Annotated in this window: 13 protein-coding genes, 1 pseudogene and 1 riboswitch; of the genes and pseudogenes, 2 read left to right on the top strand and 12 right to left on the bottom strand. The window is 70.0% G+C overall.

Annotated elements, in window-relative coordinates:
• Positions 1-7: 7 nt before the first annotated feature.
• The 8 genes and pseudogenes from C7H75_RS26225 to C7H75_RS14850 form a co-directional block, all read right to left on the bottom strand.
• Positions 8-847 (bottom strand): annotated as a pseudogene (locus C7H75_RS26225) (DUF8686 domain-containing protein); the annotation flags it as partial.
• A 23-nt stretch (positions 848-870) separates the two neighbouring features.
• The gene (locus C7H75_RS14820; protein WP_084866444.1) at positions 871-1,527 is read right to left on the bottom strand and encodes a SanA/YdcF family protein; all 657 of its coding nucleotides are present in this window, start codon (positions 1,525-1,527) and stop codon (positions 871-873) included.
• A gap of 7 nt (positions 1,528-1,534) precedes the next feature.
• The gene (locus C7H75_RS14825) at positions 1,535-2,263 is read right to left on the bottom strand and encodes a lysophospholipid acyltransferase family protein (protein ID WP_005512502.1); all 729 of its coding nucleotides are present in this window, start codon (positions 2,261-2,263) and stop codon (positions 1,535-1,537) included.
• Positions 2,264-2,377: 114 nt separating this feature from the next.
• Positions 2,378-3,364, bottom strand: coding sequence for an ROK family glucokinase (locus C7H75_RS14830; protein WP_005512501.1), 987 nt, complete (start codon positions 3,362-3,364; stop codon positions 2,378-2,380).
• Positions 3,365-3,398: 34 nt separating this feature from the next.
• Entirely contained in the window at positions 3,399-3,776 is a 378-nt protein-coding gene (locus C7H75_RS14835; RefSeq protein ID WP_081120730.1) for a hypothetical protein, read from the bottom strand.
• Positions 3,773-5,011 (bottom strand): ArsA family ATPase, encoded by a 1,239-nt coding sequence (locus C7H75_RS14840; RefSeq protein ID WP_080559243.1) that lies wholly within the window; start codon positions 5,009-5,011, stop codon positions 3,773-3,775. Before C7H75_RS14840 ends, C7H75_RS14835 begins: the two co-directional genes overlap by 4 nt.
• Complete coding sequence (locus tag C7H75_RS14845; RefSeq protein WP_005512497.1) at positions 5,008-5,445, bottom strand: SRPBCC family protein; 438 nt, start codon at positions 5,443-5,445, stop codon at positions 5,008-5,010. The genes C7H75_RS14840 and C7H75_RS14845 overlap by 4 nt, the downstream gene beginning before the upstream one ends.
• Positions 5,446-5,530: 85 nt before the next feature.
• A complete protein-coding gene (locus tag C7H75_RS14850; protein WP_106851524.1) occupies positions 5,531-5,917 on the bottom strand; it encodes a polyketide cyclase / dehydrase and lipid transport in 387 nt (128 codons plus the stop codon).
• A gap of 170 nt (positions 5,918-6,087) precedes the next feature.
• On the opposite strand from C7H75_RS14850, the gene C7H75_RS14855 reads away from it, so the two are divergent.
• A complete protein-coding gene (locus C7H75_RS14855) occupies positions 6,088-7,899 on the top strand; it encodes an AMP-dependent synthetase/ligase (protein ID WP_106851525.1) in 1,812 nt (603 codons plus the stop codon).
• 82 nt (positions 7,900-7,981) lie between these two features.
• On the opposite strand, the gene C7H75_RS14860 is transcribed toward C7H75_RS14855, so the two are convergent.
• From C7H75_RS14860 to C7H75_RS14875, 4 genes are all read right to left on the bottom strand, one after another.
• Complete coding sequence (locus C7H75_RS14860; RefSeq protein ID WP_069856497.1) at positions 7,982-9,109, bottom strand: glycosyltransferase family 4 protein; 1,128 nt, start codon at positions 9,107-9,109, stop codon at positions 7,982-7,984.
• A gap of 43 nt (positions 9,110-9,152) precedes the next feature.
• Positions 9,153-10,439 (bottom strand): peptidase MA family metallohydrolase, encoded by a 1,287-nt coding sequence (locus C7H75_RS14865; RefSeq protein ID WP_106851526.1) that lies wholly within the window; start codon positions 10,437-10,439, stop codon positions 9,153-9,155.
• Positions 10,440-10,619: 180 nt separating this feature from the next.
• The gene (locus C7H75_RS14870) at positions 10,620-11,645 is read right to left on the bottom strand and encodes an NlpC/P60 family protein (protein ID WP_044991208.1); all 1,026 of its coding nucleotides are present in this window, start codon (positions 11,643-11,645) and stop codon (positions 10,620-10,622) included.
• A gap of 267 nt (positions 11,646-11,912) precedes the next feature.
• On the bottom strand, positions 11,913-12,521 hold the full coding sequence (locus C7H75_RS14875; protein ID WP_005512488.1) for a C40 family peptidase: 609 nt from the start codon (positions 12,519-12,521) through the stop codon (positions 11,913-11,915).
• Positions 12,522-12,536: 15 nt separating this feature from the next.
• Positions 12,537-12,702: riboswitch (cyclic di-AMP (ydaO/yuaA leader) on the bottom strand.
• A gap of 480 nt (positions 12,703-13,182) precedes the next feature.
• On the opposite strand from C7H75_RS14875, the gene C7H75_RS14880 reads away from it, so the two are divergent.
• Positions 13,183-14,916, top strand: a complete 1,734-nt coding sequence (locus C7H75_RS14880) for a DEDD exonuclease domain-containing protein (protein ID WP_106851527.1) — start codon at positions 13,183-13,185, stop codon at positions 14,914-14,916.
• Positions 14,917-14,923 lie beyond the last annotated feature (7 nt).

Below are 14,923 nucleotides of genomic sequence, written 5' to 3' on the forward strand. Positions count from 1 at the left end.
ACCAGCAGTAGACGTACAGCGCCAACGACACCACGAGGGTCACGATCACCCATACCGTGACGGTGATGTCGACCCAGGCGCCGATCGGGGGCGCGCCGGGCAGGATGTTGCGCATCGGGATCACCGCGAAGACCATCGCGGCCATCCAGCCCAGCATGTCGGTGTGCACGACGCGGCGGCGGCGCGCGGTCTGGATCGACACGAACGCCGCCAGCGCCGCCAGGATCACCATCATCGCCAACAGCAGCGCCGAGTAGACGAGGATGCCGCCGGACCGGTGCACCTCCACGCGTACCTCCTGGACGTCCTGGCCGTCCGCCGAGAGCACGTCGTCGCCGACGGTCCAGCCCTCGGCTTCCCCGTCGACGAGCACACGGGTGGGATGGGCCTGCACGCCCGATCCGGATCCGGTGTACGCCGTCACCACGAGGGGATCGACGACGAACCGGTCGAAGGGCCACCGTCCGGCCTGCCCGTCGAGCAGCACCTGGGTGTCGAACGTCGTCACCGACGTCCCTTGTGGGAGGACGAGTTTCGTCCGGGCGATACTCGGCGAGACGAGGACGGTCATCTCGCGCGCGAGATCGGCTCCGCCGGAATCGAGGAAGCTGGCGCCGGGCGCCACCGAGACCTCGACGTCGACCCGCGACGTGCTGGGACGGACCTCGGTGAGGGAGACGATGACGAGCACCTCGTCGGCATCGGGCGTCACCTCCGTCCATCCGGCATCACTGTCGTCACTCGCGGCGTAGACACCCAGCGACGACAGATACAGGGCGACGACGAGTGCGGCGATCAGCGACCAGAACAGGCGGGGCCGAGTGCGGGCGAACGAGACGACGGACACCCACGGAACATACCGTCAGGTCGTCATTTCGGGCGGTGACTCGACAGTGCTGCCGTCACCGAATCGTCCGGCGCGGAACCGACTTCCGGATCTCTCCCCGACAGGACGTCCCGTGCCGCCTTCGGATACGCCAGCATCTCGCGCACCGTGTTCCTCACCAGTGTGGATCTCCTGCCGCCGGCCCGGCCCGCGTACACCCCGTGGGCCTCGATTCCGGCGGCGCGGGCGAGCGCGACGGTGCGTGGCAGATGGAAAGGCTGAGTCACGAAGAGCGCGTTTCGGATTCCGAACGTTTCCGCCGCCCGCACACACGTGTCGTAGGTGTCGAGCCCATAGGGGTCGGCGACGATCGACGTTCGCGGAACTCCCACCTCGACGAGGTACTCGACCATCGCGGCGATCTCGTCGCCCGACCGCCCGTGCGCGTCGCCGGAGACCAGCACGACGGCCACCTTGCCGTCCCGCACCAGACGTGCGGTCGTGTCGAGACGTCCTTGGAGGAACTTCATCGGGCGGCCGTCCCGTACCCGCGCACCGAGCACGACCGCGACGGGCGCCCGGGGGGCTCGGGCCGCACGGTGCATGCGCCCAGCCGCGACCGCGCCGATCCACACGGCGGGACCGACGAGGGCGAGCAGCCCTGCGGCGGCGGCCGATCGGCCGAGCCGACCGAGCGTCACCCGCCCGCTACCCGGCGCGCGTGTCGGGCACGCGGTCGATGTCGGTCACCGGCTCGGCGGCGGGCGCCGGGTCCTTGAGGCTGGCGGCATAGATGTCGACGTACTCCTGACCGGACAAGCCCATCAGCTTGTACATGACCTCGTCGGTGATGGCACGTTCGACGAAACGGTTGCCGCCCATGCCCTCGAACCGGGAGAAGTCGATCGGCTCGCCGATGCGGACGGTGACCTTCGCCGGCCGCCACATCTTGGAACCGATCGGATTGACCTTCGCGGTGCCGATCATCGCGACCGGGATGACCTTGACGCCCGACTCGAGTGCGAGGCGCGCCATGCCGGTCTTGCCCTTGTACAGACGGCCGTCGGGCGAGCGGGTGCCCTCCGGGTAGATGCCGAGCAGCTTGCCCTGGCCGAGGACCCGCAGCCCGGCGTCGAGCGCGTCCTTGGCGGCGTCGGCACCGGTGCGGTCGATCGGCACCTGACCCACGGCCGAGAAGAACCACTTCTGGAAGGCACCCTTGAACCCGGTGCCGGTGAAGTACTCGCTCTTGGCGAGGAACGTGATCCGGCGCGGGCAGCGCAACGGAAGGAAGAAGGAGTCGAGTACAGCCTGGTGGTTGCTGGCCAGAATCGCCGGGCCGTCCGTCGGAATGTTCTCGGCGCCTTCCAGTTTCGGCCGCCCGAGGAGCCACATGACAGGACCCAACAACACGTACTTAAACAGCCAGTACCACATGGCGTCCTTCCGTCCGAGCTCGTTCCCCCGAGGCCTGCCAGGGCGGCCACCTACGCAATGACTGTACTCAGCAGTCTGGACGGCTGCCACACCGTGTTGGTGCGCTCCGCTGCGTCAACGCGGACCGGCCAGCGCCCGGCGCGCGAGGTCGGCGGCACCGATCATTCCGGCCGCCTCCCCCAACTGGGTGTGCCGGATCCGAGCGAGCGGCCGGTGCCCCGCGCCGGTGACCAGTCGCGCGTAGTGCTCGCGCGCCTCGTCCAGGAACAGCGATGCGGAACTGCCCACGCCGCCGCAGATGACGACGAGGTCCGGATCGAAGATGTCCGACACCGTCGCGAGCCCCACCCCGAGCCACCGCGCGAAGTCCGCGAACGTCGCGAGCGCCACCGGGTCCCCCTCCCGCGCGGCCGCCGCGATCCGTCGGCCGGTCAACGCGCCCGGATCGACGGCGACGTCCCGCGCCAGGACCGTCGAGCCGGACGGCTCGGCCGCGAGCATTTCGAGTGCGGTGTCCACCAGCGCGGTCCCGCTGCAGTACCGCTCCCAACACCCGCGCTTGCCGCACGCGCACACCCGGCCGTCGGGCACGACCTGCAGGTGTCCGAGTTCCGGTGCCACGCCGAAGCTGCCCCGGTACAAGCGGCCGTCGATCAGCAGCGCTGCCCCGATACCCGTCCCGATCGCCACGACCACGACGTTCCGGCCACCTCCGGCCGCACCGAAGCGGCTTTCCGCCCAGGCCGCCGCGTTCGCGTCGTGTTCGAGCACGACCGGCAGCGAAAGCCGGTCTCCGAGACGGCGAGCGACGGGTGCGTCCACCCACGGCAGGTGCGGCGCGAACCGGACCGTGGTGCGGTCGTAGTCGACGAAGCCCGCCACCGCGAGCCCCACCGCCGCAATCCGGTGCCGTGACGTGAGCTCCCGGACGGCGCGGGTGATGCCCTGTTCGAGGGCGTCGGCGGAGTGCGGCGTCGGCGCCTGCGCGGTGTCGACGACCTCACCGCGGACGTCGACCACCGACGCGCGGATACTCGTCCCCCCGACGTCCACTCCGACGGTGAGCTCTTCGACGCTGTTCACGTCGACGATTGTGCCCACACCGCTGCGTGCGGTCGCCGCCGGGCGGTGCGGATCAGTCCTTGATCGTGATGTGGATCGGCACGAAGGCGGAGGCCTGTTCGGGCGGCTCCGGCGCCTGCCCCGCGCGCGCCGCGGCGGCGTCCTGCTGCCCGTCGAGCACCTCACGCAGCACCGCGAGCAGGGCCGACGCATGACCCGCCACCGCCGTGACGAGGTCGTGCTGCTCACCCCGGATCAGCGCGGCGAGGGCGCACAGCGGACACCACGAACAGCTGCTGCATCCCGTCTGGCCGGCCGACTCGGGCCCGTCGGATTCCGCGGCGGCCTCGGCGCCCCGCGCCGCCTTCTGCAGGATCGGCTCGATCCGCTCGAGAACCGTCTCGGCCAGGGCCCTCAATTCCGCGACCATCTCGGCGTGCTCACCGGTCACTGCGGCCACACCGCCGGGTCCGGCACGAACCGCACGACCAGGTCGGTGCCGTCGAAATCCGCGTCGCGCACGGTGCACCGTCGGAGCACCGATGCCAGCCTGACGCGACGGCGCTTCCCGTCGGCCCCCACCACCAAGTCGTCCTCCACTCGTCCCAACGTCAATGCCCGGGGGTCCGCGAGCGGCAGGTGCATGCGCATCGCATACACCGATTCGAGGCCACCCGATCCTGATTCGAGCGCTACCCGGATGGGTTCGGTATCGGCGGTGAGCGCCGCCGACGGGCGGGATACGCCCGGGTAGAGGATGCGCGCCACGCCGTCCAGAGCCTTCAACCCTATCGGCTCGGTCGCCAGCTGGTCGACGGGAAGCACGACGGCGTCCCCGGCGGCCACGCGCAGATCCGCGAGAACCGAGTCCTGCGCACCGCGGCGAGCGCGGTACCAGCCGCCGGCATTGGACTCGTCCGCTTCGATGTCCGGCAGCAGCCCGTTGACGATCACGGCATCGACCCGCAGCGCCCCGAGAGCCAGCGCCGACAGCAATCTGCGTGTCTCCGCCGCCGCCATCCGCTCGGCCGTCGTCACCACCCGGATCGTCGTCCGCTCCCGATCCGAGAGCAGCGCCGCGATCGCCGACGCGGTCTCCAGCACGCGATCCACCATCGCGACGACCACGGCGATGCCGGTGTCGCCCGAGGTGAGTGCCGCCATGCGGCGGTGCTGGGGCCACACCCGCTCGATGTATCCGGCCACCGATTCGGGCAGGGACAGCAGGCGTTGCGCGTCGGAGGTGGCGGGGCAGTCGACGACGATCGTGTCCCAACGTGATTCGTCGGCCGACCGCACCACCTCGCCGAGCCCGAGTACGTCCTCCACGCCCGGCAGTCCGGTCAGCTCCTCCGGCGCCAGGTCGGTCAGGTCGGCGCCGTGATCGTGCGCTCCGCCCAGTGCCAGCAGCGCGACCAACCCCCGGTAGCGCTCCTCGAGCAACGCCAGCGTGTCGATCTCGAGGACGTCCAGTGCGGGTGCCACGCGCGTCGGTTCTCCCGGCGCGATCGGGTGGTCCAGCATGTCGGCCAGCCCGTGCGCACGATCGAGCGAGACCAGGAGGACGCGCTCACCGTTCGAGGCCGCGCCGACCGCCGTGGCAGCCGCCATCGTCGTCTTTCCGGCACCGCCCTTGCCGACGAAGAACCGGACTGCGGCACCCGATCCCGAAGCTGCGGCGCTCAGCCCTCGACCCGCTTCTTGAGTTCCTTGAGCGCCGTGTCGGTGATGACTCTCTCGGCCTTGCGCTTGAACAGCCCGATCATCGGGATCGTGAGATCGACGGTCAGTTCGTAGGTGACACGGGTCCCCCCGCCGGCCTCGGGCTCGAGCGTGTACGAGCCGTGCTGCGATTTCTGGATCTCACCGGACACCAGGTCCCAGCTCACCGCCATGCCGTCCGGCGCCCAGCGGTAGCGGAGCACGTAGGTGTCCTTGACCATTCCGGCGTCGAGGACGAACCGCACCTCGTCGGCGCGGCCGTCGGGTCCCGACGCGAGGACCTCCACGGACTTGGCGGCCTCCACCCAGGACGGGTAGGCGCCGAAGTCCGCGATCACACCCATCACCTCGGCGGCGGGGGCGTCGATGGTGATCGACCTCTTGGTCTTCTCGGCCATGCCTCGGACGCTTCCTTTCAGAACGACGCGGTGCGCGCGTACCGCTCGTTCATCTCACACGATTGCCGACCTCGCGCACAATTCGCTACGCGGGCGGCTCCCCGGCGGCGCGTCCCGCCTCGAGTTGCTGCTTGATCTCGAAGGTCATCGTCTTACCGGCGAGGCGGCGGGCGTGGTTCATCCCGGCCAGGTCGAGTGACGCGAGAGCCTGCGGCGATACCCCGGTCGGCTCCGCGTGCAGGAAGTAGTGCACGACGGTTCCGTCCATCACCGGCTCGAGCCACACCTCCATCGTTCCGGTGAGGGGTCCCGCGACGGTCCAGCGGACGCCCTTCTCGGCCCGGTCCTCGCGCACGTCGAGGACCAGATCCGGCCACCACGCGCGCCAACGCGCGGGCACGGACACGCGGGCGGCCACCTTCTCGGGGGCTGCGGCGACGAACGTCTGGTCGGCGACCTGAATGCTGCTCACCCTCACAGCTTCACACACCGCCTGCCAGGTCGGTGATCTGGACTACACCTGGACGGACGACCATGCGAGCAGCCGCAGGTAGGTGGCAGTGCCGCACGTCACGCGCGGGCCGTCTATCGTGAGGATCAGCAAGCCCTACTCGTCAGTATCTTCAGTGTTCGGAGGTCGTCGTGCCCGAGTTCAGCGTTCCTGCCACATTCACGATTCCGGAGGACGCGTCCGCGGTCGACTCGGTCTACGAGTACGCAGCGACGAAGCTCGATCACGTGGTCTTCCGCAGACTCGTGAACGGATCGTGGGTCGACGTGACGGCCCGCGAGTTCGCGGAACAGGTGACAGCCGTCGCGAAAGGCCTCGTGGCCCGCGGCGTCCAGCCCGGCGACCGGGTCGCCCTGATGTCGGCCACCCGCTACGAGTGGCAGCTCATCGACTACGCAATCTGGTCCGCCGGCGGCGTGACGGTGCCGATCTACGAGACGTCGTCCGCCGAGCAGGTGAAGTGGATCCTCGAAGACTCCGGCGCCATCGGCCTCGTCGTCGAGACCGATCAGCATTCGAAGACCGTGGCCGAGGTCGCCGAGGCGGCGCCCGACCTGCGCGCGGTCCTCCAGATCGAACCGTCCGGCGCGGACGCCGGTGCCGTCGAGGTGCTCACCACGCAGGGAACCGAGGTCTCCGACGACGAGATCCGCGCTCGCAGGGCAGCACTGAAGGCGAGCGATCCGGCCACACTGATCTACACCTCCGGCACCACGGGCCGCCCGAAGGGCTGCCAGCTCACCCATTCGAACCTGATCGCCGAGTCCAAGGGCATCATCGCCTCGAGCCTCGGGGATCTGCTGACCACGCCGGGCGTCAGCACGCTGATGTTCCTGCCGCTCGCGCACGTCCTCGCTCGCGCCGTGAGCATCGCAGCGTTCGACGCGGGCGCCTCGGTCGGCCACACGAGCGACATCCCCAACCTCGTCCCGACATTCGCCGAGTACAAGCCGGACTTCATCCTCTCGGTGCCGCGCGTGTTCGAGAAGGTGTACAACACCGCACGCCAGAAGGCCCATTCGGAGGGCAAGGGCAAGATCTTCGACGCGGCCGCAGCGACCGCGATCGCGTGGAGCGAAGCGAAGGACAACGGTGGACCCGGCCTGCTGCTGAACATCAAGCACGCGGTGTTCGACAAGCTCGTCTACTCGAAGCTGCGCGCCGCGCTCGGCGGCAACTGCAAGCTCGCGATCTCCGGTGGCGCACCGCTGGGCGCGCGCCTCGGCCACTTCTTCCGCGGCATCGGCGTCACCATCTACGAGGGCTACGGGCTCACCGAGACCACGGCGGCGTTCGCGGTCAACACGATCGGCAACCAGAAGGTCGGAACCGTCGGAAAGCCCTTGGCGGGCAACTCCGTCCGGATCGCCGAGGACGGCGAGATCATGCTGTCCGGCCCGGTGGTGTTCTCCGGCTACTGGCGTAACGAGACCGCCACGAAGGAAGCGATCGAGGACGGCTGGTTCCATACCGGCGACCTCGGCACCGTCGACTCCGACGGCTACATCACGATCACCGGCCGCAAGAAGGAGATCATCGTCACCGCCGGCGGCAAGAACGTCGCCCCTGCCCAGCTCGAGGACCACCTGCGGGCGCATCCGCTGATCAGCCAGGCAATCGTCGTCGGTGACCAGAAGCCGTTCATCGGCGCGCTGATCACGATCGACGCGGAGGCACTGCCCGCCTGGAACGAGCGCAACGGCAAGCCCGCCGGCACAACGGTTTCGGAGCTGCTGTCGGATCCCGATCTCACCGCCGAGGTCGACGCCGCCATCGCCGAGGCCAACAAGCTCGTCTCGCACGCGGAGGCGATCAAGAAGTACCGGATCCTGCCCGTCGACTTCACCGAGGAGACCGGCGAGCTCACCCCGACGATGAAGCTCAAGCGGGGCGTCGTCCACGAGAGCTTCGCGTCCGACATCGAGCAGATCTACAGCAAGTAGCCCACACCCGACGGCGCACGACGCCCGCGGCCCCGAAAGGGCTGCGGGCGTCGTGCGTTCCCGTTCTCCGGCGCGGGACCGTTCAGGACAACAGGTGGCGCAGCCGGGCGCCGAGCACGTCCCAGCGCCAGTGCGCCTTGACGAACTCCCGGCCCGCTGCGCCCATCGCCGCTGCGCGGTCGCGGTCCTCGAGCACCTCGACGAGCGCAGCCGCGATGTCGTCCACCGAGGTCCCGTCGACGACGTACCCGGTCTCGTTCTCGCGCACCGTCTCCGGTGCGCCACCGGATCGTCCCGCGATCACCGGCACGCCGCTCGCCGACGCCTCGAGGTAGACGATGCCGAGACCTTCGACGTCCAACCCGGCGCCGCGGGTACGGCACGGCATCGCGAACACGTCCGCGATCGTGTGGTGCGCCGCCAACTCCGCCGCGGGGACACCCCCGGTGAACACCACGTGTTCGGCCACCCCGCACTCGTGCGCGAGGGCCTGCAGGCGCTCCGCGTACGGTCCGCCACCGACTATCACCAGCACGGCGCCGTCGATGCGGCGTCGCACCGCCGACAACGCCCGGATGAGCTGATCCTGCCCCTTGCGGGGCACCAGGCGGGACAGGCACAGGATCGTGGGCCGCTCCCCCAGCCCGTATCGGGCCCGCAGCTCCGCGCGTGCCGCCGGGTCCGGGCGGAACACGTCGGTGTCCACACCGGGGGGCAGGTGTTCGAGCGCGGCACCGGCCCCGAACGCCGACGCGAAGCGCCCACGGGTGTACTTGCTGACGAACGTGACCGCGTCGGTGGTGTCGCCGATCCGCCGCAGCGCCTGCCGGGCACCGGGCAGCATCGACCAGCCCACCTCGTGGCCGTGGGTGGACGCGATCACCCGGTCCGCGCCCGCCCGGCGCACCGTCGGCGCGAGCAGTGCCAGCGGCGCCGCCGCACCGAACCACACGTTCGAGCACGCGTACTCGCGCACCAGCTTCGCGGCCCGGCGCGCGACGAACGGCGTCGGCACCATGAGCGTCGTGGGATGACGCACCACGCGGTAAGGCTGCTCGGCGTCGAAACGGATGTGGCTGTCACCCCGCCAGCGGGGCGCGTAGACCACCAGCTCGTCCGGCGGCAACTGGGCGGCAAAGGTGTGCAGGTACGACTGGATCCCGCCGGGGCGGGGGGGAAAATCGTTCGTCACCAACAGGGTTCGACGCATGCGTCCACCGTAGGTCCCGCGGACGGGGCGGCGGCCACCAGGGTCAGGACAGTTGTTCCTTGACCCACACACCCCACGCGTGCACCAGCTCGTCGGTCCCGACCCCCAGCACGCTGCGGATCCTGCGGTCGAGTTCCGCGTCGGCAACCGGCCCGCGGGCCAGCTCCCGGTACAGCGCACCCAGCTGCCCCTCGCCGTACTGCGACGCGATGAAAGTCGCCAACGACCACGACGATTCGTATGCGAGCCGAGCAGTGTCGCCACCGCCACGGAAGTCGCCGTCGACGGGCAGCCTGCTCGGCGGCCCGGACTTCGCGACGTCGGCCGCCAGGGTGGGTGCGAGCTGACCGAACTGCGCCTCGATACCCCGGTAACCGACGTAGTCGGCGTACCCCTCGAGCATCCACATCGGCGACCCGTCCTCGGTCACCGGACGCGCGGCGATGTGGGTGAGCTCGTGCCGCAACACCGACACCCTCGTCAGGTCGGTCAGTCGCCCCGCCGACTCCGGGCTGAACACGATGCGCTGACCGGACGCCGTCCGCGAGCGCCGGTCGACCGCGTCGGACACGGCGACCGCAGCGATGTCCGCCCCGCTGTGATCACTGCCGACGAGCGAGGAGAACTCCTCCTGCGAACCCGCGACCATGACCACGGCCCGGCGCGACCAGTCCTCACCCCACACGTCGGTGACGTGACCGACGGCGTCGCCGACCTCGCTCGCCAGCAGGTCGATCATCGGCGCCTGCGTCGTCGGCCCCAGCACGAACGACGGCCGACCTTCCTCACCGTCCACCCGACGAACCGCCACCGGACCGAAATCCCAAGGGCCACGCCAGGTCTCACGATCGGAACCCGGCACGCCGGAATCGCTGACGAGCTTCCACTCGTCGCCGTGCCGCGCCAGGAGCAGCGCCACCGGTTTGCGGGTCGACTGCGCGTCGGCCCCCGCGATCGAGTAACGCAGGTACACCGTCGGCGCCCACACGTCCGAAGCCCCGAGTTCGTCCGCGGTCGCGGACGCCACCGGCGTCTCCGGCTCGACACCGATGTCGTAGGCGAACTCGCCGAACGGAACCCCCGCGGCGTTGTTCGCTCGGCGGATCTCCGACTCGAGGAAGCCGGGTTCGGCGTTCGGATCGAACAGCGCCGGCAACGAATCGGTGTCACCGGTGCGCACCGCGGCGGCCCACTCGTCGAGCAGGGCCTGCGCGCCCGCGCGTCGCGCATCCTCGTAAGGGTTGCCCACGGGGGCGGCACCCGGCGGGGCGGCTGGTTCGTCGTCACCGTGATCGAACGCCGACAGGCTCAGCACCAGCGCGACGGCCACACCCAGCCCGAGCAGACCCGCCCACTCCCACCGCCGAACACGCCGCCGGGGCGTGGCAGTGGACGAACGATCTTCAGCGGACACGTCCGAGAGTGTATGAGCCTCGGACGACACCGGACCCGATACCCCTGGGTATCGGGTCCGTTCGAGGGCCGTGTATCGACCGGGTCGGGCTGCGGGTCAGTACCGGCGTGCACCGTAGAACGGCATCGACGCCATCGAGTCGACCTTCACGGGCGTGCCGTAGGTGGAGGCGTGCAGTACGTTGCCGTCGCCCGCGTACAGCCCGACGTGCGAGGCGTCCTCGTAGAACAACACGACGTCACCCGGCTGCAGCTGACTCTTGTCCACCGGCGTCCCGCCACCCGCCTGCGCCTGGCTCGAGCGCGGCAGCACCTTGCCGATCTGCTTGTACGCCCACACGACCAACCCGGAGCAGTCGTAGGCGTCCGGGCCGGTGGCGCCCCAGCTGTACGGCTTCCCGATCTGCGTCATCCCGGCCTGCAGCGCCGCGGAGCCGGTGCCGGGCGCCAGGTTCCCCAGGATGCGTCCGGCGTCGAACCCGGGCGGGAAGGAGCTACCGGCCAGCTGAGCCCGCTCGGCGCCGGTGAGACGGTCGAACGCCTGTGTCACCGACTCGATCTGCTTCTGCAGCTCACTCTGCTTGTTCTGCAGATCGTCGCTGACGACTCTGGCCTGGTCGGTGGCCGATCGCGCCGCGTCCGCGGACACCCGCGAGGCCTCGGCGGCGGCGGACGCCTCGACCGACGCCTGCTTGAACCCCGCGACGGCCTTCGACGTCTCGTTCGAAATGGCGTCCAGCGCAGCCATCTGGTCCAGCAACTGCTGCGGCGAATCGCTCAGCATCAGCGCATAGAGCCGATTGGTCCGCGCGCCTTGGTAACTCGCGGCCGCCAGCTTGCCGACCGTGGGCCGGAACTGATCGATCCGGGATTCGGCCGCTGCGAGGGCGTCCCGGTCGCGCGCCAACCGCGCCTCCGCGTCCCGCTGGGCCGCCTGCTTGCCCTCGAGATCGATCTGGGCATTGTGGAGAGCTTCGGTGGTCCGTTCGGATTCCCGGGAGAGTTCCGCGAGGCGGTCGAGCGCCGCGGTCGGATTGCTCAGCACGGGATCGGCACCCGCCGAGCCTGCGGGCAACCCCACGAGGGTCAGGGAGAGCACCCCCGTCGCCAGAGCAGTACACATCGAGCGCTTGAACTTGAGCGAGGACTTGTCAGCGGGCACAGCTGCGCGACACTCCGTTTCTGGATTCAGTCTCCATCGCACGGCGATGGGCTCCGTAATGTCTCGAATAGGTTACGGAAGGGTATATGTCCGTGTCTACCCACCGGTACAACAGAACGCCGCACAGTCGCGAATGCCACAGCTGACGCGGTGCGAACGGCGTTCGGATACGGCTCGGGGCGGGTCCGAAACCGGACCCGCCCCGAGAACCGAGAACTGTTGTGTCGACTACGCGTAGCGGCGAGCGCCGTCGAAAGGCATCGACGACACCGGCGCGAGCTTCACCGGCTGGCCGGCGGTCGACGCGTGGATGACGTTGCCGTTGCCGGCGTAGATACCCGAGTGGCTGCCACCGTAGAAGGAGATGACGTCGCCGACCTGCAGATCGTCACGTGCGACAGACCAACCGGCCGCGGCCTGGTCGTAGCTCGTACGCGGAAGGTTGAGGCCGGCCTGCTTGTAGGCCCACTGCACGAGGCCCGAGCAGTCGAACGCGTCCGGACCGGCGGCACCGTAGACGTAGGGGGCGCCGAGCTTGCTCTCCGCTGCCTGCAGGGCCTGCTGGCCGGCGCTGAGGATCGGCGCGACCGAAGCCGGAGCGGCGGGCGCGAGATCGGCGGAGCCGGTAGGCAGCGCAGGCGCGACGATCGGGGCGATCTGCGCGACGGCCGCGTCGACCTGAGCCTGGTTCACGCCGGGGAGGTCGACCGTGCCGACGCCCGGGACGTTGACGGGATCGGCGATGGCCGGGGCCGCGGAGACCGCGACGGCTCCGATTGCAAGTGCGCCGGCGACGGCTGCGCGCTGCGCGGAACGCTTGAGATTGGATGACGCCACGAGAAAGGTAACTCCGTTTCTTCCGTTCGTCCGCCGACCGAGTTAGCTGACGGGTTCGGGCTGGGAAGATCAGCCCTACCCGTCGACACCGCACACGCGGCTTCGACGGGATTCACCCCAAAGGAAACTTGGGTTCCCGGCACGTCCCCTCGATGAGGTTTCGATTAGGCGGGCCCAGCGATGCCGTTCCGGGTGGGACGGCAAGACTCCGCTAGGTCTCGAGAAGATTACGAAAGCGCATCCTCCGTGTCGACCCGGACGCGCCGAATCGGCACTTTTCAATCGTTTGGCCGGGGTTCGAGGCATCCTCCCGGCCCCAACATCACGGACGGATAACAACCAGTTCGGTTCCGCTCCCACAGGGCGTTCACCCCGCTTCCCCCACGCGGCGGCGGCGAACGCGCGCGACGAACGACGAACCGCCGGTCGCCACTGGTCAGCGCGAGATCCACGGGGGCCGCCGAAGACCACACCCCGGCCCGCCCGCGTCCGTCACGACCACGCCGCAACGGCCCGAAACCGAACTCGCCCAACAGCGATCGCACACGATGCGATCCGGGCGCCGAGAACGGCGGGTGTGATCCTCGTCTCTCCACGCCCGCGGACGGGTCCGATGCGCCACCGGAGCCGTTGTCGGAGGGGCTCTCTAAGGTCTGCGGTCGTGAGCAGATCGCCGAACGCCCGAACCGCCGACGGCCTCCAACTGACTTTCGACGAACTCGACACCCCTTTGCGCGAGACGACCTTCGTCGTCGTCGACCTCGAGACCACCGGCGGAAGCTCGGAGTCCGACGCGATCACCGAGATCGGGGCCGTGAAGGTGCGTGGCGGCGAGGTGCTCGGGGAGCTCGGCACCCTCGTCGATCCCGGCCGCGCGATTCCGCCGTACATCGTCGAACTCACCGGGATCACGACGGCGATGGTGCGCACCGCGCCGCGGATCGACACGGTGCTCCCGGCCTTCCTCGAGTTCGCCGGTGGTGCAGTACTCGTCGCGCACAACGCCGGCTTCGACGTCGGGTTCCTCAAGGCGGCAGCCGCCCGACAGGGTCTGCCGTGGCCCAAGTTCCAGGTGCTGTGCACCGTGAAGCTCGCGCGCCGAGTCCTGGGCCGTGACGAGGCGCCCTCGGTCAAACTGTCGGCGCTCGCGGCGCTGCTGGGGGCGGACACCACACCGACGCACCGGGCGCTCGACGACGCCCGGGCCACCGTCGACGTATTGCACGCGCTCATCGGGCGGGTCGGCAACCAGGGCGTGCACAGCCTGCCGGAACTTCTCGACTACCTGCCGCGCGTGACGTCGGAACAACGCGCCAAACGCACCCTGGCGAGCCACCTTCCGCGGTCGCCGGGCGTGTACCTGTTCCGCGGGCCGTCGGACGAGGTGCTCTACGTGGGGACCGCGTCGGATCTGCGACGACGCGTGCGCAACTACTTCACCGGATCCGAGACTCGCGGACGGATGAAGGAGATGGTCGCGCTCGCGACCCGGGTCGACCACGTCGAGTGCGCGCATCCGCTCGAGGCGGGGGTGCGCGAGTTGCGCCTGCTGAGCGCGCACGTGCCGCCGTACAACCGGCGCTCCAAGTTCCCGATGCGCGGCTGGTGGATCACGCTCACCGACGAGGCTTTTCCGCGCCTCTCCGTGGTCCGTACGCCCACCGCAGACGCCCTGGGCCCCTTCCGGTCCCGGACGGACGCCACGGACGCCGCCGCGACGGTGGCCGAGTTCTGTGGGCTGCGGACCTGTACGACGCGGATCGGGAAGGGGCAGCGGCACGGACCGAAGTGCCCGCCGCGGGACATCGGAGGTTGTCCTGCGATCGCCGACGACGAGGGGGGCTACCGCGTCGCGCCCGAGACGGCACGGGCGCTGATCCGGGGCGAGGACGACGCGCCGCTGCGGCGTGCGCGCGCTCGCATCGAGGAACTCGCCGCCGCCGAGTTGTTCGAGAGCGCGGCCCGTCTGCGGGACCGCGTGGCGATCCTCGGCCTCGCCCTGCGCCGTGTGCAACGGCTCGCCGCGCTGGCCGCCGTCGACGAACTGGTCGCCGCCCGGCCGGCTCCGGAGGGCGGTTGGGAGTTCGCCGTCGTCCGGGCCGGACGCCTCGCGTCCGCGGGTGTCTCGAGGCGTGGCGTCGCGCCGATGCCGGTGGTCGAGGCACTGGTCGCATCGGCGGAGACGGTCCTCCCCGATCCGGTGCCACTGCGGGGTGCCTCACCCGAGGAGCTCGCAGTCATCGCGCGCTGGCTCGACGCCGACGGTGTGCGGATCGTCCGGACCAGCCACGGCTGGTCCGAGCCCGCACACGGCGCCGGATCCTGGGAGGACTGGTGCACGCTCGCCCGGACAGCCCGAGCGCCTACTGTGTCTGTCGAACGACAGCAAAGCTGAAGGAGCG

Source organism: Rhodococcus (subgen. Prescottella) equi, from assembly GCF_003013675.1.
GTDB lineage: Bacteria > Actinomycetota > Actinomycetes > Mycobacteriales > Mycobacteriaceae > Prescottella > Prescottella equi.

Bases quoted from the DNA above. Each gene is read 5' to 3' on its own strand.
- C7H75_RS14870 (WP_044991208.1), bottom strand. From the start codon at position 11,645: ATGTGTACTGCTCTGGCGACGGGGGTGCTCTCCCTGACCCTCGTGGGG.
- C7H75_RS14860 (WP_069856497.1), bottom strand. From the start codon at position 9,109: ATGCGTCGAACCCTGTTGGTGACGAACGATTTTCCCCCCCGCCCCGGC.
- C7H75_RS14825 (WP_005512502.1), bottom strand. From the start codon at position 2,263: ATGTGGTACTGGCTGTTTAAGTACGTGTTGTTGGGTCCTGTCATGTGG.
- C7H75_RS14845 (WP_005512497.1), bottom strand. From the start codon at position 5,445: ATGGCCGAGAAGACCAAGAGGTCGATCACCATCGACGCCCCCGCCGCC.